Below are 21372 nucleotides of genomic sequence, written 5' to 3'. Positions count from 1 at the left end.
TTGTGCAGTCGAGAAAGGTTCGGTGGGGCCTACGCGCCGACGACGGCGAGCTCGGTCTCGATGGCAGCATCGAGACGCTCGCGTACGGCGGGGACCGGAATCTTGTCGATGATTTCGTGGAAGAAGCCGCGGACGACCAGTCGGCGGGCCACCTCCTCCGAGATGCCGCGAGCACGCAGGTAGAACAGCTGCTCGTCGTCGAATCGGCCGGTAGCACTGGCGTGCCCTGCTCCGACGATCTCGCCGGTTTCGATTTCCAGGTTCGGTACCGAATCGGCGCGAGCGCCGTCGGTGAGCACGAGATTTCGGTTCAGTTCGTACGTCTCGGTGCCCTCGGCCTCGGCGCGAATGAGAACGTCGCCGATCCATACAGTGTGTGCGTCGACGGTGCCGGGTCCGGTTTCACCCTGGAGCGCGCCCTTGTACATCACGTTCGACTTGCAATGCGGAGCCGAATGGTCGACGAGCAGTCGCTGCTCGAGGTGCTGACCGGCGTCGGCAAAGTACACACCGAGCATGTTCGCGTCACCGCCGGGCGCGCTGTAGCGCACGGTCGGGCTGATGCGCACCAAGTCGCCGCCGAGGCTGACGTTGTAGTGGCGCAACACCGAGTCACGTCCGAGCAGGGCGTGGTGGGCGGCCACGTGCACCGCGTCCGACTGCCAGTCCTGGATCAGCACGACGTGCAACTGCGAGCTGTCACCCAGCACGAACTCGACGTTCTCGGCGTACGTGCCGCTGCCGCGCTGATCGATCACCACGGTGGCGCGAGCAAACGTGCCGAGGCGAATCTGCACGTGTCCGTAGGCGACGTGGTCGACGCCCGGTCCGTCGATCGTGATCTCGATCGGCTCCGCTACCTCGACCTCGTTGGGAACACTGACGATCGTGGCCTCGGTGAAGGCCGAATATGCCTGTGCGGCAATCCGATCGGCAGGCACGCCGGCCTTCCCGAGTCGATCGTCGTCACGTCCCACGGTCTCCACGACCACCTGGTCTGCAGCCCCGACGGTGACCTGAGCGGTCCCGTCGGCGACTGCCGAACCGTCGTGCAGGCCGCGAAGGCGACGCAGCGGCGTGAAGCGCCACAGTTCGTCGCGGCCCGACGGCACCTCGAACGCGTTCACGTCGTACGACGTGAATTGAGCGCCCTTGTTGGCGACGAGCTTCGACTTGTCTTCCTTGGCGGAATCGGGGTTCTCGGATGCCACGGCACCCATGACTCCGGTGAGGGGGTTGTTCACTTATCCGACCGACCCTTCCATCTGCAACTCGATGAGCCGGTTGAGCTCGAGCGCGTACTCCATCGGCAGTTCGCGAGCAATGGGCTCGACGAATCCGCGGACGACCATGGCCATCGCTTCGTCCTCGGTCATGCCGCGGCTCATCAGGTAGAACAACTGATCGTCGCTGACCTTCGAGACAGTGGCCTCGTGACCCATCGACACGTCGTCCTCACGGATGTCGACGTACGGGTAGGTGTCGGACCGACTGATCGTGTCGACCAGCAGGGCGTCGCACTTGACCGTCGAACGAGAGCCGTGCGCGCCCTTGTTGATCTGGATCAGACCGCGGTAGGACGTCCGTCCACCGCCACGGGCGACGGACTTGCTGACGATGTTCGACGACGTGTGCGGTGCCAGGTGCAGCATCTTGGAACCGGTGTCCTGGTGCTGATCGGGCCCTGCGAACGCGACCGAGAGAACCTCGCCCTTGGCGTATTCGCCGGTCATCCACACAGCCGGGTACTTCATGGTGACCTTGGAGCCGATGTTGCCGTCGACCCACTCCATCGTTGCGCCTGCTTCTGCCTTGGCGCGCTTGGTGACCAGGTTGTAGACGTTGTTCGACCAGTTCTGAATGGTCGTGTACCGGCAACGACCACCCTTCTTGACGATGATCTCGACCACGGCGGAGTGCAGCGAATCGGACTTGTAGATCGGCGCGGTGCAGCCCTCGACGTAGTGCACGTAGGCACCCTCGTCGACGATGATCAGCGTGCGCTCGAACTGGCCCATGTTCTCGGTGTTGATCCGGAAGTAGGCCTGCAGCGGGATGTCGACGTGCACGCCCGGCGGGATGTAGATGAACGATCCACCGGACCACACTGCGGTGTTCAACGCAGAGAACTTGTTGTCGCCTGCCGGAATGACGGTGCCGAAGTACTCGCGGAACAGCTCCGGCTGCTCCTTGAGTGCGGTGTCGGTGTCGAGGAACAACACACCCTGCGCCTCGAGGTCCTCACGGATCGAGTGGTAGACGACCTCGGACTCGTACTGAGCGGCGACACCGGACACGAGGCGCTGCTTCTCGGCCTCGGGGATGCCGAGCTTGTCGTACGTGTTCTTGATGTCCTCGGGCAGGTCGTCCCACGTGGCGGCCTGCTTCTCGCTGGACCGCACGAAGTACTTGATGTTGTCGAAGTCGATGCCGTCCAGGTCGGAACCCCAGTTGGGCATGGGCTTGCGGTCGAAGGTCTTGAGAGCCTTCAGACGGGCTTCGAGCATCCACTCGGGCTCGCTCTTCTTGGCCGAGATGTCACGGACGACAGCCTCGGACAAGCCGCGCTTGGCGCTCGCGCCGGCCACGTCGGAATCGGCCCAGCCGTATCCGTAGGTGCCGAGCGATGCGATGGTCTCGTCCTGTGTCAGCGGCGCGGCGGGTGTCACCTGGTCTGGTGTGACGGTCATGCGGGCTCCTTCCGGAGGCGTGTGCGTTCTCCGACACGGGGCTGCGTGTCGGACGTCATCTTGTGTGAACTATCTGTCGATACGTCGGTATCGGATCGACCGCTCCTCGATCGCGTCGAGGTGAGCGGTACGTGTGTGGTGCAAGCGCAGTTGCCGTTCGCAATGGTGGCAAGACGCTGCACATGCGTGCCGAGGATCTCGGCGAACGCTGCTTGTTCGGCCTCGCACAGTTCGGGAAACTCTGCTGCGACGTGCGACACCGGGCAATGGTGTTGGCAGATCTGCACTCCGTTGCCGACTTGCCGCGTGGTGGCCGAGAATCCCGCCGCACTGAACGCGTCGGCGATTCTTCCCGCCGCCGTTTCCACGGCATGTGCGTCGGAACCGGTCGCGGGTTCGACGTCGGCAACGATGGTGTTGACGCGTTGCCGCGCGAACGTCTCGATGGCGTCGTTGCCACCGATCTTGCGCAGCTGCCGCATGGCGGCTCCGGCCAGATCGTCGTAGGTGTGGCCCAGCCGATTGCGGCCGGCTGCCGTGAGCTGAAAATGCTTGGCCGGTCGCCCGCGTCCACGCTGACGTGCTCCCGCCGGGGTGGTGATCCTGGCCTCGCCTGCATCGATGAGCGCATCGAGGTGGCGCCGGACACCGGCCGCGCTCAATCCCAGGCGAGTGCCGATATCGGACGCGGTGATGGGGCCTTCTTCGAGCAGTAGGGTGACCACTGCGCCCCGCGTCTGCCCCTCGGGGGCCGATGCCGGTCGCACCGACGACGCGCCTGCTCCGGCGGTCGATGGATCGACGCTTTCCGGACGCACGAGCGAGCTCTCGGTTGTTTTCACAACACCAGTGTGACGGAATTGTTTCACCTGGTCCAGCAAGGGTGCCCTATCCCTCAGGTGAATCCGAGCCGGGCGACGCAGGCCGCGGAGTCCGGAGGACCGCGTGAATCGCGCCATGGCACACAGCTACGCTCCCACTGTGCCATCGACCGAGAGTGAGCAGAGTTCCGAGAACTCGCCTTCCGCGACCGGTGCCAGCTCGTCCCCCGATCCCGAGAACCCCGAATCCACGCGCGGCACGCTGCTGCACAGGATGATTCTCACCCCTGCTCGGCGCGTGTTCGGCCTGGAACCGACCCCACCGGGTGCCGGTGTCGCCACGTTGCACGGCGACGAGCCGGAGGCACCCGGTCTCGATCCCGCCGAGACCGTTCAGCTACGCAACATTCGCCGTTTCGGAGCCGCGGGCGCGCTGCTGATGGCGATCGGCGCGCTCGGCGCGGGTGCGCAGCCGGTACTGCAGAACCCGATCGCGGGCGTCCGGTTACTGAGCCTGCCGTCGCGCATGGCCACGTCGGCTCTGACGGTGACCATGACGGGAACCGTCGTCGTGGTCCTCGCGTGGCTACTGCTCGGCAGGTTCGCGTTGGGGCGGACGCGATCGGGCGCGACTCCTCGCCGCCTGTCCCGATCGCAGATGGACCGAACTCTGCTGCTGTGGATCCTGCCGCTGAGCGTCGCACCGCCGATGTTCTCGCGCGACGTCTACTCCTACCTGGCCCAGAGCGAGATCACGGCCCGCGGTCTCGACCCCTACGAGATCGGCCCCGTGGATGCACTGGGGGCCGACAACGTCCTGACCCGGACGGTGCCCAACATCTGGCGAGAGACTCCGGCACCCTACGGTCCGCTGTTCCTGTGGATGGGGCGCGGGATCACGTACTTGACCGGCGAGAACATCGTCGCCGGCATCTTCCTGCACCGACTGCTCGCCTTGGCGGGAGTCGCGCTGATCGTTTGGGCGCTGCCGCGTCTCGCACGCCGCTGCGGGGTCGCGTCGGTCACGGCACTGTGGCTCGGTGCAGCGAACCCGCTGTTGCTGTTCCACCTGGTCGCCGGAATTCACAACGAGGCCCTGATGATCGGGCTCATGCTCGCGGGTACCGAACTGGCGCTGCGTGCGATCGAGCGCCCGGGTGCGTTGCGCAGCACCGATATCGCGTTCCTCATCGGCGGAGCGGGTGTGATCGCACTCTCGTCGACGATCAAGATCCCGTCGCTGATAGCGCTGGGGTTCGTCGGCATGGCGCTGTCGAGACGGTGGGGCGGCACTCTGAGATCGGTCGTCTACGCTGCGCTGCTGCTCGGCACGATCGCCGTTGCCGTCCAAGTCGCCGTGAGCCTGGGTAGCGGACTCGGATTCGGTTGGATCCACACTCTGGGTACCGCGGGGGTGGTGCGGAGCTGGATGTCGATTCCCACGATTCTCGGCCTGGCTACCGGATTCGTCGGCGTGCTGCTCGGCCTCGGCGATCACACCACCGCTGTGTTGAGTCTCACTCGGCCGATCGCAGCCGTCGTCGCCGGCGTCATCGTGATCCGCATGCTGGTCGCTGTCCTGAGGGGCCGACTGCACTCGGTGGGAGCGCTGGGGGTGGCGCTGGGAGCAGTGGTTCTGCTGTTCCCGGTAGTCCAGCCCTGGTACCTGCTGTGGGCGGTGATTCCGCTGGCCGCATGGGCCACCACTCCGTCCTTCCGGCGTCCCGCCATTGCCTTCTCGTCTCTGGTCAGCGTGATCCTCATGCCGAACGGCAGCGAATACCAGCCGTTCCAGATCGTGCAGGCCGCAGTGATGACCATCCTGACCATCGTCGTGTTGTATCTGCTGACACGGAACCGGCTGCCATGGCCCACGCGCATCGGACCACCGGCACCCGAGCGGCACACCGACGAATACGCTGAGTCCTCGTGATCTCCGGGACGTCGAATGCGGCGCAACCTGTCGTGCAGTTGACCGACGTGCGCAAGTCCTACGACGGCACCACCGCCGTCGACGGACTGAGCCTGAGCATCGGTGCGGGTGAAGTTCTCGCGCTGCTCGGCCCGAACGGTGCCGGAAAGACCACCACCGTCGAGATGTGCGAAGGCTTCGTCGTACCCGACAGCGGCACGGTCAGAATCCTCGGCCTCGACCCCATCGCCGAGTCCGCCCAGCTCCGACCCCGCATCGGCGTCATGCTGCAGGGAGGCGGTGCCTACCCGGGGTCCAAGGCAGGCGAAATGCTCGAGCTCGTCGCCTCGTACTCGGCCGACCCTCTCGACACGACGTGGCTGCTCGACTGTCTGGGCCTGACCTCGGCGGTCCGCACACCCTATCGGCGGTTGTCCGGTGGCCAGCAGCAGCGACTGGCGTTGGCCTGTGCCATCGTCGGCCGCCCCGAGTTGGTGTTTCTCGACGAACCGACAGCGGGACTAGACGCCCAGGCCCGACTGCTGGTGTGGGAATTGATCGACGCACTTCGACGCGACGGCGTCGGCGTTCTGCTGACCACACATCTCATGGACGAGGCCGAGCAGCTGGCGGATCGGTTGACGATCATCGACAACGGTCGCGTCGTCGCCTCCGGATCCCCGTCCGAGCTCACCAAGCAGGGAGCCGAGGGACAGTTGCGCTTCTCCGCTCCCCCCGGTCTCGATCTGTCCCTGCTCGACGCGGCCCTGCCCTCCGGTTACGTACCGTCGGAGACGTCACCGGGGTCGTACGTGGTCACCGGAGTGATCGAACCGCAGATCCTGGTGGTCGTCACCTCCTGGTGCGCACAACAGAACGTGCTGGCGACGGAGTTGCAGGTCGATCAGCGGCGGCTCGAGGACGTCTTCCTCGAACTGACCGGCAGAGAATTGAGGATGTGACGGTGCGCAGAGAAGCCCGGCTCGCCGACAACCGTTTCGAGACAGGACTGTTCGCGCCGCGCCCACAGCCGGCGTCGGCCGCCCGGATGCTGTTCGCGCAGTCGCGTCTCGAGCTGAAGTTGTTGCTGCGCAACGGTGAGCAGCTGCTGTTGACGATGTTCATTCCGATCACGCTGTTGATCGGACTCACCCTGCTGCCGTTCGGCGAGCTCGGCGACGACCGCGTCGCGCGGGTCGTGCCGGCGGTGATGATGGTGGCCATCATGTCGACGGCATTCACCGGACAGGCGATTGCCGTCGGGTTCGATCGTCGCTACGGCGCCCTCAAGAGACTCGGTGCCACGCCGCTCCCACGGTGGGGAATCATCGGCGGCAAGTCTATAGCCGTCGTGATCGTGGTGATCATGCAGTCGGTTCTGCTGGGCTCGATCGGCGTCGCCCTCGGCTGGCGACCGAGTGCGGCAGGCCTGCTGCTCGGGGCGGTCGTCATCGCTTTGGGAACGGTGACGTTCGCCTCGATGGGGTTGCTGCTCGGCGGCACCCTGCGGGCGGAGATCGTGTTGGCGTTGGCCAACGTCGCCTGGTTCGTGATGCTCGGGATCGGCAGCGCGGTGTTCGTCGACGACCAGATTCCGCAGGGCCTGCAGAACGTCGCACGGATCGTCCCGTCCGGCGCACTCGGCGAGGCGCTCAACCGCGGTGTGGCCTCGTCGTTCGACCTCTTCGGGATCGCCGTGCTGCTCGTCTGGGCTGCGGTCTGCGGCACTCTCGCGGTCCGAACCTTCAAATTCACCTGAGCGAGGCTTTCCGCCGGTCGCTCTACCCAACGACGCTGTGTAGTTGATCGGCGTTTACCATCGTGGAGTGCCCTACCTCCTACGGAAGCTCTACGGCGTGTTCCTGCGCCTCGTGGCCTATCTGCCCCTGCCCTCGCTGCGGGTACAGCGGGTGCTGGCGTTCATCGCCATCCTCACCCAGGGCGGCATAGCCGTCACCGGTGCGGTGGTTCGAGTGACCGGCTCCGGGCTCGGGTGCCCCACCTGGCCACAGTGCTTCCCCGGAAGCTTCACGCCGGTCGGAGTATCCGAGGTTCCGGTGCTGCATCAGGCAGTCGAGTTCGGCAATCGACTGCTCACCTTCGTGGTGGTCATCGCCGCTGCGGCGGTCGTTCTCGCTGTCACTCGCGCGGCCCGGCGGCGCGAGGTGTTGCTCTTCGCGTGGTTCATGCCGCTGGGAACCGTCGTGCAGGCCGTCATCGGTGGCGTCACCGTGCTGACCGGCCTGCTGTGGTGGACAGTGGCCATTCACCTCGTGGTGTCGATGGCGATGGTCTGGCTGGCTACCCTGCTGTTCGTCAAGGTGGGTGAAACCGACGCCGCGCCGAAGTCGCTGCCCACCGTCCCCGCCGCGCTACGCGGGCTCACTGCCCTGTCCGGCGTCGCGCTGACCGGCGTACTGATCGCCGGGACGATGGTGACCGGTGCCGGCCCGCACGCCGGCGACAAGAGCATCGACGAGCCGGTACCGCGCCTGGGCATCGAGATCGTCACGCTGGTGCACGCCCACTCGCAATTCCTGGTCGGGTATCTCGCGCTGCTCGTCGGGCTCGGTTTCGCCCTGTACGCGGTCGGAGCGCCGACTGCCGTCAAGCAGCGGCTTCACGTTCTGGTGGCGATCGTGCTGGCCCAGTCCCTGATCGGCCTGGTGCAGTACTTCACGGGCGTTCCCGCAGTACTCGTCGCGTTCCACGTTGCCGGTGCCGGTGCCTGCACGGCTGCCACGGCTGCGCTGTGGGCATCGTGCAGAACACGCGGTCCTGCGGTTGCCGATCGGGAAGCCGACGTGGACAGGGTTGCCGCAGCGTCCTGAGGCCCGGCAGTCTTCGGGTGTCGGCTCCTCAGCCGGCTCGACACGCGCGTGTCCGAGCACAGCAGTTTCGAATCGCAGTGGAGGGGCAGCCGACCTCCCCCTCAGATGGCCGACTGCCCCTCCACCGATTTCGACGCATCGGACCGCGAGACGGTTCCCGTCGAGTCGAAAAAACTTTGCGGCTCTCGTCCTACCCGACGATGGCCTGGTTGCGGGCCTTGGGGAACTTCTTCTGCCGAGCGACCCAGCCGGCCATCTTCTCGTAATGGCCCGGTGCCGGATTGACCGAACTGACCAGCTCGCGGTCCCACTCCGCCTCGGTCAGTTCGTCGAACCTGGCGACGATCGCGTGTGCGACCGCTGTGGACGGAACCACCTGGTCTCCGAGCACTCCGTCTGCGCCGACCAGCGTGAGCCGGGTTCCGGCCCGACCGATGGGTTGGATCACCACACTTGCCGAGTTGCCGTGATCGGCGAGAAAAGCCTTCACAGCCGCGAGAGTTCCCTTCGGAACCTCGTTGGACGTGTCCTTCTCGTTGCCCGCACTGTCGATTTCGGTAGCCATGCAGACACGATACCGAGGTCGTCCACCGTGGCGGCATCGGCCCGCCGAATCGCTACTGATCGGTAACTTGTCGCACCCGTCGTGGAAGCGTGCGTCCGTTCTCGAACTCACATCGCTCCCGTGTAGAACAGGGATATGCGTGCCATTCGAGTAGACAACACCGGCGGACCCGAGGTCATGGTCGTCGTGGACGTGCCCATTCCCGAGCCCGGACCGGGGCAGGTTCTCGTGCGCGTCGACGCCATCGGGATCAACTACATCGACACCTACTTCCGCCGCGGCCTGTATCCACGGTCCCTGCCCTACATCCCCGGCGACGAGGGTTCCGGAGTTGTCCACGAGGCCGGCCCTGACGTCACCGCGTTCGCTCCTGGGGACCGCATCGCCTGGGCGGCCGCGCCGGGTAGCTATGCCGAGTTCGTCGTCGTGGACGCCTCGTCCGCCATATCCGTTCCCGACGGCGTTCCGGCCGATCAGGCGGCGTCGGCGCTGCTCCAGGGCATGACTGCGCACTACCTGATCGAGTCCACCTACCCGGCGCGCAGCGGCGACACGGTCCTCGTGCACGCGGGCGCGGGAGGCGTCGGACTACTGCTGACCCAGATGGCGGTCGGAAAGGGCGTACGGGTCATCACGACGGTGTCCACCGATGCCAAAGCAGAGCGGTCGGCCCAGGCCGGTGCCGCCCACGTACTGCGGTACGACGACGACATTGCGGCCCAGGTTCGCGAGCTCACCGGCGGCGAGGGCGTCCATGCCGTCTACGACGGTGTCGGAGCCGACACGTTCGAGGCCAGTCTGGCGTCGCTGCGCATCAGAGGCACGCTGGCCCTGTTCGGTGCTGCGAGCGGACCGGTACCGCCGTTCGACCCACAACGGCTCAACGGGGCCGGATCGGTGTTTCTGACCAGACCCACGCTGGCGCATCACATACGGGACCGGGCCGAGCTCGAATGGCGTGCGGGCGATGTGTTCGAGGCGTTGTCGAGCGGCGCTCTGACGGTCGAGGTCGGCGCTCGCTACGAGCTCGAAGATGTCGCGCAGGCACATATGGACCTGGAAGGACGTAAGTCGACCGGTTCGATCGTTCTCGTCCCCTGATCGGGTGCAGATGTGAGGAGGCGCTCGCTCAGGAGACCAGCTGGGCGAGCGTCTGCCAGCCGAGGACAGAGTCGACGGCGAGGCCGCAGAACACCAGCGCCAGGTATTCGTTGGACAGGATGAACAGTTTGAGAGGCTTGACCGGTGTTCCAGCCCGCACGCCTGCGTACAGGCGATGCGCCACGACGAGGAACCAGATTCCCGATGCCACCGCGATCACCGCGTAGACGACGCCGGAGCCCGGGGCCAGTGCCAACGTCGCAGCAACCGTGGCCCACGCGTAGAGCACGATGTGCTTGGTCACCTTGGTCTCCGACGCGACGGCAGGAAGCATCGGGACGTTGGCCGCCTGGTAGTCCTCCTTGTAGCGAAGCATCAAGGCCCAGGTGTGCGGCGGTGTCCACAGGAAGATGACGAGGAACATCACCAGCGCCTGCCAGCCGATCGTGCCGGTGACGGCGGACCAGCCGATCATGACCGGCATGCAGCCGGCGGCACCGCCCCACACCACGTTCTGCGAAGTTCGGCGCTTGAGCACCAGGGTGTAGACGAAGATGTAGAAGCAGATCGTGACGACGGCCAGCACTCCACTGAGGAGGTTGGTCGTCGCCCAGAGCCAGAAGAACGAGAACACCCCGAGGACGAGACCGAACACCAGTGCGTGCGACACAGGCATCGCGCCGCGGGCCAACGGCCGCTTCTCGGTGCGCTTCATCACCTTGTCGATGTCTGCGTCGACCACCATGTTCAAGGTGTTCGCGCTCGCCGCGGCCAGCATTCCACCGAACAGTGTGGTGAGAATCAGCCACGGGTCCACGTGACCGCGATCTGCCAGCAGCATCGCGGGAATGGTCGTGACGAGAAGTAGCTCGATGACCCGAGGCTTCGTCAGCGCGACATAGGCCAGGAAGAGCGCCCACGCTCTGCGCGGCGCCGACGCCGGCGCGGCGTGTTCGGTGTCGCCCTGGTCGTCTGCTCCGAATCCGGGGCCGCCGGCGAAACCGTGTCCGCCCGGCTGCTGCCCAATTCGCACTGCGTCTCCTCGCACGACTGTCGTTCTCTGGCGCTCGGCCACTTGCCACGCGCCGTCGGGCACGCGGGTTCGTTCCTGGCGGCCGACCGATCCTGGGAGAACCGCCTCACGAGGACCTCGGCCACCGACGCGCACGCGGATGGTCCCGGTTCGGAAATTGCCCCCGGGAGCCGTCGAGCATGCGCCTACTACAGACGATGGTAGACGGCGGGGTTTGCACGTCCAATTCGCAGGGCACCCAAACCGAAGAACGATGCGGCGACGCCACACACGTTCGTGCTCCGACGGGGGAAGGCACGACAGTAGCGTCGGTCGGAACTAGGCTGGTGGGGGACGTCCTTCGGCATCGACTACGTTCGCGCCTCACGCAGGCGCTGTGCAGTTACCGCCGAGCGACGAATCCTCGGAGCCACAACTCGAACGAATGTCAGGAGATTTCTGCTCGTGTCGATCACAGACGATATTGACGTCCTCACCACGGCGCACCACCCCAGCGACTGGACGGACCTGGACACCCGGGCGGTCGACACCGTTCGTGTCCTGGCAGCGGACGCAGTGCAGAAGGTCGGCAACGGCCACCCCGGAACCGCGATGAGCTTGGCTCCCCTCGCGTACACCCTCTTCCAGCGCACCATGCGCCACGACCCCACCGACACCCATTGGATCGGCCGCGACCGTTTCGTGCTGTCGTGCGGTCACTCGAGCCTGACCCTGTACCTGCAGCTCTACTTGGGCGGTTTCGGTCTCGAGCTCGCAGACATCGAAGCACTGAGGACCTACAAGTCCAAGACCCCGGGGCACCCCGAGTTCCGCCACACCGACGGCGTCGAGATCACCACCGGCCCTCTCGGTCAGGGACTGGCATCCGCTGTGGGAATGGCAATGGCATCGCGCCGTGAACGCGGACTGTTCGATCCCGAACCTGCGCTCGGCGAGAGCCCGTTCGATCACTTCATCTACGTGATCGCCTCCGACGGCGACATCGAAGAAGGCGTCACGTCCGAGGCGTCGTCGCTCGCAGGCACCCAGCAGCTCGGCAACCTGATCCTGTTCTACGACGACAACAAGATCTCGATCGAGCACTCGACCGACATCGCCCTGTCCGAGAACACCGCCGCTCGGTACGAGGCCTACGGGTGGCACGTACAGGTCGTCGAGGGCGGCGAGAACGTCACCGCGATCGAGGAGGCCATCGAGGCCGCCAAGGCCGTCACCGACAAGCCGTCGATCATCGTGCTGCGGACCATCATCGGGTTCCCGGCTCCGACGATGATGAACACCGGTGCCGTCCACGGTGCCGCGCTGGGCGACGACGAGGTCGCGAAGGTCAAGCAGGCCCTGGACTTCGACCCGGCCAAGACGTTCGAGGTCAGCGACGAGGTCATCGGCCACACTCGCAAGCTCCAGGAACGCGGCCGCGCCGCACACACCGAGTGGATGACGCAGTTCGAGGCCTGGGCAGCCCGTGAGCCCGAGCGCAAGCAGTTGCTCGACCGTCTTCAGCAGGGCACGCTGCCCGAGAACTGGACCGACGTGCTGCCCACGTGGGAGCCCGGCAGCAAGGCCGTCGCCACGCGTGCGGCGTCGGGCGAGGTCCTCAACGCCGTCGGACCCGTTCTTCCGGAACTGTGGGGCGGCTCGGCCGACCTCGCCGGCAGCAACAACACCACGATCAAGGGTGCGAAGTCCTTCGGCCCCACGTCGATCTCCACCGACGACTGGGACGCCGAGCCCTACGGCCGCACGCTGCACTTCGGTATCCGCGAGCACGCCATGGGTGCGATCCTGTCGGGCATCGTCATGCACGGTCCGACCCGCGCGTACGGCGGAACGTTCATGCAGTTCAGCGACTACATGCGGCCGTCGGTTCGCCTGGCGTCGCTGATGGACATCGATCCCATCTACGTATGGACCCACGACTCCATCGGCCTCGGCGAGGACGGCCCGACGCACCAGCCGGTCGAGCACCTCGCGGCCCTGCGTGCGATTCCCAACCTGTCTGTCGTACGCCCCGGTGACGCCAACGAGACGGCCTATGCCTGGCAGTCGGTGCTCGCCAGGTCGAGCAGCAGCGGGCCCGTCGGCCTGGCGCTGACGCGTCAGGGCATCCCGATCCTGGAAGGCACCAGCTTCGAGGGCGTCTCGAAGGGTGGCTACATCCTCTCCGAGTCGTCGAAGGCCAGCCCCGACGTCGTCCTGATCGGCACCGGTTCCGAACTGCAGTACGCAGTGGAGGCCCAGAAGCTGCTCGAGGCGCAGGGCATCGCGGCACGCGTGGTGTCGATGCCGTGTGTCGAGTGGTTCGAGAGCCAGGACCAGAACTACCGCGACCAGGTCATTCCGCCCACCGTCAAGGCGCGGGTGTCCATCGAGGCCGGCATCGCGATGCCGTGGTGGAAGATCGTCGGCGGTTTCGGCGAGATCATCTCGCTCGAGCACTACGGCGAATCTGCCGATGCGGCAACACTTTTCCGCGAGTTCGGCTTCACGGCCGACGCCGTCGTCGCGGCCGCGCAGCGCTCCATCACCAACGTGAAGGGATAACTCATGACCCAGAACAAAAACCTTGCCGAGCTGTCCGCCGCCGGAATTTCGGTCTGGCTGGACGACCTGTCCCGCGACCGCATTCGGTCGGGCAACCTCAAGGACCTGATCGACACCAAGAGCGTCGTCGGCGTGACGACCAACCCGTCGATCTTCCAGGCCGCATTGAGCAAGGGCGATGCTTACGACGAGCAGGTCACCAAGCTTGCCGGCGAAGGTGCCGATGTCGAGACCACGATTCGCACCGTCACCACCGACGACGTCCGTGAGGCGTGCGACATCCTCGTACCGCAGTACGAGGCCAGCGCGGGCGTCGACGGCCGCGTGTCGATCGAGGTCGACCCCCGCATGGCGCACGACGCGGACAAGACGTACGAGCAGGCCGTCGAACTCTGGAAGATCGTCGACCGTCCGAATCTCCTCATCAAGATTCCGGCAACCGAAGAAGGCATCCCCGCCATTGCCAAGGTGATCGGTGAGGGAATCAGCGTCAACGTGACCCTGATCTTCTCCGTCGAGCGCTACGAGCTGGTCATGAACGCGTACCTCGAGGGGCTCGAGGCCGCCCGCGCCGCCGGTCACGACCTCGACAAGATCCATTCCGTGGCGTCGTTCTTCGTGTCCCGCGTGGACAGCGAGATCGACTCCCGCCTGGACGCCATCGGCACCCCCGACGCCGAGGCCCTCAAGGGCAAGGCCGCGCTGGCCAATGCGCGCCTCGCGTACGTGGCGTACCAGCAGGTCTTCGAGGTGGCTCCTCGGTTCCGCGAACTCGCGGGCAACGGTGCACGTCCGCAGCGGCCACTGTGGGCTTCGACGGGCGTCAAGTCCGACGCCTACCCGGACACCATGTACGTCGCCGAGCTCGTCTCTCCGAACACCGTGAACACGATGCCGGAGAAGACCATGGACGCGGTCGCAGACCACGGCGAGATCGTCGGCGACACCGTCTCGGGTAGGGGACCGGAGTCGCAGGAGATCTTCGACCGCATCTCTGCGCTGGGAATCGACCTCACCGACGTCTTCCTGACGTTGGAGAACGAGGGCGTCCAGAAGTTCGAGGCTGCGTGGAACGAGCTGCTCGAAGCTACCGAGGAGCAGCTCCGCCAAGCAGGTCAGAAGAGCTGACCTGTGCCCACCGCAGACACAGAAAACCTGAATTCCGCGGATTGGCGCAATCCACTTCGCGACGCGCGAGACAAGCGGCTCCCCCGCATCGCCGGGCCGTGCAGCATGGTCATCTTCGGGGTGACCGGTGACCTCGCGCGTAAGAAGCTCATGCCTGCGGTGTACGACCTGGCGAACCGGGGGCTCCTACCCCCCGGTTTCGCCCTGGTCGGCTTCGCTCGCCGTGAGTGGCAGAACCAGGATTTCGAGAAGATCGTGCACGACTCCGTGCGCGATCATGCTCGAACCCCGTTCAGCGAAGAGGTGTGGAACACACTTGCCGAGGGCTTCCGGTTCGTTCAGGGTTCGTTCGACGACGATGCCGCGTTCGACGAGTTGTCGCGGACTCTCACCGAACTGGACACCACCCGCGGCACCGGCGGAAACCATGCCTTTTACCTCTCGATCCCACCCGGCGCGTTCCCCGTTGTACTGCAACAACTTTCACGCTCCGGATTGGCCCAGGCGCAGGACGGCAACTGGCGACGCGTCGTCATCGAGAAGCCGTTCGGTCACGATTTGCAGAGCGCCAAGGATCTCAACGCGATCGTGAACCGAGTGTTCCCCGAGGACACCGTCTTTCGGATCGATCACTACCTGGGCAAGGAGACGGTGCAGAACATTCTCGCGCTGCGCTTCGCCAACCAGTTGTTCGATCCGATCTGGAACGCGCACTATGTGGACCACGTGCAGATCACGATGGCCGAGGACATCGGATTGGGTGGCCGCGCAGGCTATTACGACGGAATCGGGGCGGCCCGCGACGTCATTCAGAACCACCTCCTCCAGTTGCTCGCCATCACTGCGATGGAGGAGCCGGTGAGTTTCAACCCCACCGAGTTGCAGTCCGAGAAGATCAAGGTGCTCTCGGCGACCAAGCTCGCCGAGCCGCTCGATCGCACGTCCGCCCGCGGGCAGTACTCCGCCGGGTGGCAGGGCAGCCAGAAAGTGAAGGGGCTCAAGGAGGAAGAGGGGTTCGACTCCGAGTCGAACACCGAAACCTACGCCGCCATCACCCTCGAGGTCGACACTCGACGCTGGGGTGGAGTCCCGTTCTATCTGCGAACCGGAAAAGCGTTGGGCCGCAGAGTCACCGAGATCGCAATGGTGTTCAAGCGTGCCCCCCATCTGCCGTTCGACGCCACCATGACCGAGGAACTGGGGCAGAACGCACTGGTCATTCGAGTCCAGCCGGACGAGGGCGTCACGATGCGCTTCGGTTCCAAAGTTCCCGGGTCCAGCATGCAGGTGCGCGACGTCAGCATGGACTTCAGCTACGGCCAGGCGTTCACCGAGTCATCTCCCGAGGCGTACGAGCGACTGATACTCGACGTACTCCTGGGTGAGCCCTCACTGTTCCCGGTCAACGCCGAAGTGGAACTGTCGTGGAAGATTCTCGACCCGATTCTCGAGTACTGGGCCTCGGGCGGCACCGCCGAACCGTACGAGGCCGGCACCTGGGGTCCGTCCTCGGGTGACGAGATGATGCACCGCACCGGACGCGAATGGAGAAGGCCGTGATTGTCGACATTCCCGCCACCACGACGGCCGAGGTCGGCAAGAAGCTCGTCGAGGTTCGTGAAGCAGGTGGCGCGGTCACCATCGGCCGCGTGCTGACCTTGATCGTCGCGAGCCGTGATGCGAGCAAGGCCGAACGGGCGATCGATGCCGCGAACGAGGCGAGCCGGGAACATCCGTGTCGCGTCATCGTCCTCATCCACGGTGATCGGTCCGCCGAGTCGAGTCTCGACGCCCAGATCCGCGTCGGCGGAGACGCCGGCGCGTCCGAGGTCGTCGTACTACGACTGAACGGCGAGCTCGCCGATCACGAACACAGCGTCGTCATTCCCTTCCTGCTGCCCGATACGCCGATCGTCGCGTGGTGGCCGGACGAGGCACCGACGGTACCGGCGAAGGATCCACTGGGCCGGTTGGCGATCAGGCGGATCACCGATGCCACCAATTCGTCGGATACCACCGCAGCGATCAAGGGACGGCTGAGCAGCTACACCGAGGGTGATACGGATCTGTCGTGGAGCCGAATCACCTACTGGCGCGGCCTGCTGGCGACTGCCCTCGATCAGGCACCGTTCGAGTCCGTCACCTCGGCCACCGTGTCGGGACTGGCAGAGGAGCCGGCACTCGACATTCTGGCCGGCTGGTTGGCGGCGAAGCTCGACGTGCCGGTCTACCGGCGAGCCGGCGAGCTCAAGGTCGAGCTGACCAGGGAGAACAGCAGTATTTCGCTGACCCGTCCGCAGACCGGAAAAACCGCCACACTGCGGCGTACCGGTCAGCCCGACGCTCAGGTTGCTCTGGCACGTCGCAACACCCGCGAGTGCCTGGCCGAGGAACTGCGGCGGCTCGACACGGACGAAATCTACGAACTCGCCCTCCACGGTCTGTCGAAAGTGAGCTATGAGTAATCAGTCGGTCCTCCGATACCTCGACGCACAAGGGCTGGTCGATGCCGCCCGCACTCGCTTCGTCGACGTTGTCGTCGCGGCGCAGGCCGAGCGCGGTGTCGCGTCGGTGGTGTTGACCGGAGGCGGGACGGGAATCGCCCTCCTCGAGGCACTGCGCGCGGATTCCGGTGCCATCGACTGGTCACGGGTGGACATCTACTTCGGTGACGAGCGTTTTCTCCCCTCGGGAGATCCCGAGCGCAACGAGGTCCAGGCATCGGACGCGCTGCTGAAGCACGTGGACGTGCACCCGGATCGACTGTTCACGATGGCGACGTCGGACGGCGCCTACGGCTCCGACCCGGAAACGGCTGCGGCGGCGTACGCACAGACGCTGCACTCACGGGCCGACGACGGTCAATGCCCCGACTTCGACATCCACCTGTTGGGCATGGGCGGCGAGGGCCACATCAACTCGCTCTTCCCGCACACCGACGCGGTGCGCCAGCAGCATCGCTTCGTCGTGGCCGTCGAGGACTCCCCCAAGCCGCCACCGGTTCGCATCACACTCACCCTGCCCGCCGTCCGGAGGGCGAAGCACGTGTGGCTGCTGGTGTCCGGTGCAGGGAAGGCCGAGGCCGTTGCCGCCGCCGTCGGCGGAGCAGCGTCCGACGACTGGCCGTCGGCCGGTGCCATCGGCGCGGAATCGACGGTCTGGTTCGTCGACGAGGCCGCGGCCTCACAGCTGGACCGGTGATCGGCTCGAGCCACAGCTGACAGCAGACGTACTGCGGCGTCGATTCAGGAGATTCACTCCCCTGAATCGACGCCGTAGTCGTTCGAACCGACGCCGCTCGAACCAATGCCGTTCGAAGCACTGCCGTCCGAACCACGCATGGACTCGCCGTCGTCACCGAGTCCGCCTCGGAAGTCCGCATACCGCGATCGAGCGATCACCCGATACGCCGTCCCGTCCCGCCACGCGTCGAGAGTGTTTCTGCACGTCCTCATACCCGGTTGGACGCAGACTGTCGGCCACCGGTTCCGCGGCAGCGCAGCGAGACGTACGGTGCTAGCCGCTGTTGCGTAGTGCCGTGGCCAGGCCGTTCATCGTCAGCAGGATTCCTCGTTTGACCCGTTCGTCGTCGTCGCCGTTGCGGTATCGACGCAACATCTCGACCTGCATCTGGTTGAGAGGTTCCAGGTACGGGAACCGGTTGTGTACCGATCGCTCCAGCGCCGGGTTGTCCTCCAGCAGTCGGCTGTGACCGGTGATCTTCAGATACATCCGAACGGTGGTGGCGTGTTCGGCCTCGATCATGCCGAAGATGCGTGCGCGGAGGTCTGCGTCGGGAACGAGTTCCGCATACCGAGCGGCGATGCCCAGATCGGACTTGGCCATGACCTGCGCCAGGTTGGACAGCACAGTGCGGAAGAACGGCCACTTTCGATACAGATCCGCGAGTACCTCCAGCTTGGAGTCGTCGTCACCGACCCACTCCTCGAACGCCGATCCGGTGCCGTACCAACCGGGCAGCATGACGCGGCACTGACTCCAGGACATCACCCATGGGATAGCACGCAGGTCGTACACGGAATTCGTCGGCTTGCGCGACGCCGGACGCGACCCGATGTTCAGCTCGCCGACCTCGGCAACGGGCGTGGACGTGCGGAAGTACTCGACGAACCCGGGCTCCTCGTGCACCAGCCGGCCGTACGCTGCCCGAGCCTTGGCCGCGAGATCGTCCAGAACGTCGTAGGCGGCCTCGGCGCCGTCACCCAATCCTTCGAGGTCGAGCAGCGTCGATTCGAGGGTGCCCGCGACCAACGATTCGAGGTTGCGCCGCGCCATCGACGGTTCGGCGTACTTCGCTGCAATGATCTCGCCCTGCTCGGTGAGACGAAGCGATCCCTGCACCACGCCGGGCGGTTGCGCCAGAATCGCGTCGTAACTGGGGCCGCCGCCGCGCCCGACGGTGCCACCGCGACCGTGGAAGAGCCGCAACCGAATTCCTGTCTTACGGGACGCTTCGAGCAGGTCGAGTTCGGCTCGGTAGAGCGCCCAGTTGGCCGCGAGATAGCCACCGTCCTTGTTCGAGTCCGAGTACCCGAGCATGACCTCCTGGTTCATGCCTCGACCGGCGACGAGAGCGCGATAGATCGGAACGTCGAGAGTGGCGAGCAGCGTCGCGGCACCCTGCTGCAGGTCCTCGATCGTCTCGAAGAGCGGCACGACACCCACCGTCGACGTGGGTGCCGAACCGTCGACGCCGGGATCGAAGATCCCCGCTTCCTTGAGCAGCAGGGCCGCCTCGAGCATGTCACTGACGGACTGACACATGCTGATGATGTAGTTCTGAACGGTGTCCGGGCCCAGGTGGTCGATGGCCTCCTTGGCCGCCCTGACGATGCCCAGTTCCTTCGCAGCGAGGTCGCTGAGTTGCGCGGTGGGCCCGATCAGGGGACGCCGAGTGGCGAGTTCGTGCGAGAGCACCGAGACGCGCTCGTCCTCACCGAGCGACCGATAGTCCTGATGAACCCCGGCCCAGGCCAACAGCTCCGCGACCACTTCCTCGTGGGTCTCGGAGTTCTGCCGCATGTCCAACGCCTGGAGATGAAATCCGAACGTCTCGACCGATTGCCGGAGTCGAAGCAGTCGATCGTCGGCGATCAGACCGTCTCCGTCGGCCCGGAGCGCGCGGTCGAGAGTGTCGAGATCGTCGAGGACTTCCTGCGGGCTCGCATACTGGTTGGCACCGAGATCGATTCCGGACACCGGAACCGCGTCGAGCACCGCCCGTGCCGTTGCTGTCAGGCGGGCACGGATACCGACAACGGCAACACGGTACGGTTCGTCGGCCCGGCGGTCGTCCGGTTCCGCGGACGCCTCGGCCAGAGCTTCCAGTTCCTGGGTGACCGCGACGAGCCGCGCGGACATCGACAACTCTTTCTCCAGCGCAACCAGTTCGTCGAGGTAATGCTCGAACGCCACGTAACCGGCCTGATGAGTGGCCGTGTGCACCACCTCGCCGGTGACGTTCGGGTTACCGTCGCGGTCTCCTCCGATCCACGACCCCGGCCGAAGTATCGGCCGCGGCAGCAGGTCGTCCTCCGGCCATCGCGCTCGCAGCGCCGCGCGGACATCGGCATTGAGGGCGGGCATGACGTCGAACAGCGAGGACTCGAAGTAGCGGAGACCCACCTCGATCTCGTCTTGGATGCGCAATCGCGACAGCCGAATCAGGGCGGTTTCCCACAGAGTCAGCACCTGCCGGCGAATCTGCACGTCGATCGCGGCCAATTCCTTGGCGGCTCCGGCGGCTTTGCCCTCCGGGGCAGCCGACGCGACCTCGCGCCGACGCATCAGTGCGGTGATCTTCGATTGGACGTCGAACACCGTTCGACGACGTGTTTCGGTGGGGTGCGCGGTGATGACCGGTGCCACCAACGCGTCGGTCAGTGCGGCGGCCACCTGCTCCCGCGACGGAGCGGCGGCGTCGATCTTCGACCACGTTGCGTCCAGGCTGCTGTCCTGCGGCGGGTCTCCGTTGTCCATATGAATGGCACGTCGACGCTCGCGGTGGAGATCCTCGGCCAGGTTCGCGAGCAACGAGAAGTGGCTGAACGCGCGGATCAACGGAACAGCTTGCGCCACTTCGACATCGGTGTACCGGCCGACAGAGTCGTCGCGTTCGATCTCCGAGCGGCGCACTGCGAAGGATTCCACTCGCGCGGACTCGATGAGCTCGAAGACCTCGTCGCCCTCGTGTTCGCGAATGATCTCACCGAGGATGCCGCCGAGATAGCGGATGTCCTCCCGCAGCGGCTCGGTCAACTCTCGCCCGCGAGCTGTCGGTGTGACGAATGCCGGGGAACCGACTGACTCGTAAGAGGATTCGCTCATCCCCCCAGTATCGTCGCTCGGCCGTCAACTCGCACTCGGAGCCGGGACGGATCAGGTGTACTTGATCTCGAGACCGATCCCGAGGATCGCGATGAGCCAGATGAGGCCGGTGAAGACAGTGAGGCGGTCGAGGTTTTTCTCGACGACCGTGGAGCCGGACAGGCTGGACTGCACGCCGCCACCGAACAAGCTGGACAGACCGCCACCCTTGCCGCGATGCAGCAGGATCAGCAAGATCAGCGCCAGGCTGGTGATGACCAGCAGAATATCCAGAAACAGATCCATGTCCACCTCAAACTCGATTCGATGCCCTCAGCAGCCTACCTGGCCCCGCGAACGACTTCGGACACCCCGCCGAAGCGAGGTGTCCGAAACCAGTTCTGTGCAGCGGTGACGATG

General features: G+C 65.5%; 17 protein-coding genes. 10 read left to right on the top strand and 7 right to left on the bottom strand.

The features are described 5' to 3' along the window. Nucleotides 1-29 precede the first annotated feature (29 nt). From sufD to CH262_RS08875, 3 genes are read right to left on the bottom strand one after another with little or no spacing between them, the layout of a single operon-like run. Nucleotides 30-1220, bottom strand: a complete 1191-nt coding sequence (gene sufD / locus CH262_RS08885) for a Fe-S cluster assembly protein SufD (RefSeq protein WP_094694594.1) — start codon at nt 1218-1220, stop codon at nt 30-32. 24 nt (nt 1221-1244) lie between these two features. After that, nucleotides 1245-2690, bottom strand: a complete 1446-nt coding sequence (sufB, locus tag CH262_RS08880; RefSeq protein WP_027497021.1) for a Fe-S cluster assembly protein SufB — start codon at nt 2688-2690, stop codon at nt 1245-1247. After that, a complete protein-coding gene (locus CH262_RS08875) occupies nt 2687-3568 on the bottom strand; it encodes a helix-turn-helix transcriptional regulator (protein WP_027497020.1) in 882 nt (293 codons plus the stop codon). The genes sufB and CH262_RS08875 overlap by 4 nt, the downstream gene beginning before the upstream one ends. A 217-nt stretch (nt 3569-3785) precedes the next feature. On the opposite strand from CH262_RS08875, the gene mptB reads away from it, so the two are divergent. The 4 genes from mptB (at nt 3786) to CH262_RS08855 (ending at nt 8254) form a co-directional block, all read left to right on the top strand. Continuing rightward, nucleotides 3786-5444, top strand: coding sequence for a polyprenol phosphomannose-dependent alpha 1,6 mannosyltransferase MptB (gene mptB / locus CH262_RS08870; RefSeq protein ID WP_256988751.1), 1659 nt, complete (start codon nt 3786-3788; stop codon nt 5442-5444). Further along, nucleotides 5441-6385 carry an ABC transporter ATP-binding protein gene (locus CH262_RS08865; protein WP_032365765.1) on the top strand — a complete coding sequence of 315 codons (945 nt, stop codon included), beginning with the start codon at nt 5441-5443 and terminating at the stop codon, nt 6383-6385. The genes mptB and CH262_RS08865 overlap by 4 nt, the downstream gene beginning before the upstream one ends. Then, the gene (locus CH262_RS08860; protein ID WP_032387335.1) at nt 6382-7182 is read left to right on the top strand and encodes an ABC transporter permease; all 801 of its coding nucleotides are present in this window, start codon (nt 6382-6384) and stop codon (nt 7180-7182) included. The genes CH262_RS08865 and CH262_RS08860 overlap by 4 nt, the downstream gene beginning before the upstream one ends. A gap of 67 nt (nt 7183-7249) precedes the next feature. Continuing rightward, nucleotides 7250-8254, top strand: a complete 1005-nt coding sequence (locus CH262_RS08855) for a COX15/CtaA family protein (protein WP_094622132.1) — start codon at nt 7250-7252, stop codon at nt 8252-8254. 190 nt (nt 8255-8444) lie between these two features. Here the strand turns inward: CH262_RS08855 and CH262_RS08850 are convergent, their stop codons facing one another. Then, nucleotides 8445-8819: a hypothetical protein gene (locus tag CH262_RS08850; protein ID WP_027497017.1), complete on the bottom strand. Its 375-nt coding sequence runs from the start codon at nt 8817-8819 to the stop codon at nt 8445-8447. A 135-nt stretch (nt 8820-8954) separates the two neighbouring features. On the opposite strand from CH262_RS08850, the gene CH262_RS08845 reads away from it, so the two are divergent. Next, nucleotides 8955-9920: a quinone oxidoreductase family protein gene (locus CH262_RS08845; RefSeq protein ID WP_032387334.1), complete on the top strand. Its 966-nt coding sequence runs from the start codon at nt 8955-8957 to the stop codon at nt 9918-9920. 28 nt (nt 9921-9948) lie between these two features. Here CH262_RS08845 and CH262_RS08840 read toward each other — a convergent pair whose 3' ends face one another. Then, entirely contained in the window at nt 9949-10953 is a 1005-nt protein-coding gene (locus tag CH262_RS08840; protein WP_027497015.1) for a heme o synthase, read from the bottom strand. A 444-nt stretch (nt 10954-11397) separates the two neighbouring features. On the opposite strand from CH262_RS08840, the gene tkt reads away from it, so the two are divergent. The 5 genes from tkt to pgl are packed head-to-tail and all read left to right on the top strand — an operon-like array spanning nt 11398 to nt 17826. Next, a complete protein-coding gene (tkt, locus tag CH262_RS08835; protein WP_032382068.1) occupies nt 11398-13497 on the top strand; it encodes a transketolase in 2100 nt (699 codons plus the stop codon). Nucleotides 13498-13500: 3 nt separating this feature from the next. Further along, on the top strand, nt 13501-14625 hold the full coding sequence (gene tal, locus CH262_RS08830; RefSeq protein WP_094717463.1) for a transaldolase: 1125 nt from the start codon (nt 13501-13503) through the stop codon (nt 14623-14625). 3 nt (nt 14626-14628) lie between these two features. Continuing rightward, nucleotides 14629-16185 carry a glucose-6-phosphate dehydrogenase gene (gene zwf / locus CH262_RS08825; protein WP_094717462.1) on the top strand — a complete coding sequence of 519 codons (1557 nt, stop codon included), beginning with the start codon at nt 14629-14631 and terminating at the stop codon, nt 16183-16185. Beyond that, entirely contained in the window at nt 16182-17090 is a 909-nt protein-coding gene (opcA, locus tag CH262_RS08820) for a glucose-6-phosphate dehydrogenase assembly protein OpcA (protein WP_179274953.1), read from the top strand. Before zwf ends, opcA begins: the two co-directional genes overlap by 4 nt. Next, nucleotides 17083-17826 (top strand): 6-phosphogluconolactonase, encoded by a 744-nt coding sequence (pgl, locus tag CH262_RS08815; RefSeq protein WP_094717460.1) that lies wholly within the window; start codon nt 17083-17085, stop codon nt 17824-17826. The genes opcA and pgl overlap by 8 nt, the downstream gene beginning before the upstream one ends. A gap of 315 nt (nt 17827-18141) precedes the next feature. Here the strand turns inward: pgl and ppc are convergent, their stop codons facing one another. Next, complete coding sequence (gene ppc, locus CH262_RS08810; protein WP_094717459.1) at nt 18142-20973, bottom strand: phosphoenolpyruvate carboxylase; 2832 nt, start codon at nt 20971-20973, stop codon at nt 18142-18144. Nucleotides 20974-21024: 51 nt separating this feature from the next. After that, on the bottom strand, nt 21025-21258 hold the full coding sequence (gene secG / locus CH262_RS08805; protein ID WP_027497008.1) for a preprotein translocase subunit SecG: 234 nt from the start codon (nt 21256-21258) through the stop codon (nt 21025-21027). Nucleotides 21259-21372 lie beyond the last annotated feature (114 nt).

Origin of the sequence: Rhodococcus sp. 05-2255-1e (assembly GCF_002259025.1) — a bacterium.
In the GTDB taxonomy this organism is placed as follows: domain Bacteria; phylum Actinomycetota; class Actinomycetes; order Mycobacteriales; family Mycobacteriaceae; genus Rhodococcoides; species Rhodococcoides fascians.
Note: the sequence above shows the minus strand (reverse complement) of the source record. Positions and strands in the feature narration are given on the sequence as shown.

Bases quoted from the DNA above. Each gene is read 5' to 3' on its own strand.
- mptB (WP_256988751.1), top strand. From the start codon at position 3,786: ATGATTCTCACCCCTGCTCGGCGCGTGTTCGGCCTGGAACCGACCCCA.
- pgl (WP_094717460.1), top strand. From the start codon at position 17,083: ATGAGTAATCAGTCGGTCCTCCGATACCTCGACGCACAAGGGCTGGTC.
- CH262_RS08850 (WP_027497017.1), bottom strand. From the start codon at position 8,819: ATGGCTACCGAAATCGACAGTGCGGGCAACGAGAAGGACACGTCCAAC.
- CH262_RS08845 (WP_032387334.1), top strand. From the start codon at position 8,955: ATGCGTGCCATTCGAGTAGACAACACCGGCGGACCCGAGGTCATGGTC.
- ppc (WP_094717459.1), bottom strand. From the start codon at position 20,973: ATGAGCGAATCCTCTTACGAGTCAGTCGGTTCCCCGGCATTCGTCACA.
- sufB (WP_027497021.1), bottom strand. From the start codon at position 2,690: ATGACCGTCACACCAGACCAGGTGACACCCGCCGCGCCGCTGACACAG.
- tal (WP_094717463.1), top strand. From the start codon at position 13,501: ATGACCCAGAACAAAAACCTTGCCGAGCTGTCCGCCGCCGGAATTTCG.
- sufD (WP_094694594.1), bottom strand. From the start codon at position 1,220: ATGGGTGCCGTGGCATCCGAGAACCCCGATTCCGCCAAGGAAGACAAG.
- secG (WP_027497008.1), bottom strand. From the start codon at position 21,258: ATGGATCTGTTTCTGGATATTCTGCTGGTCATCACCAGCCTGGCGCTG.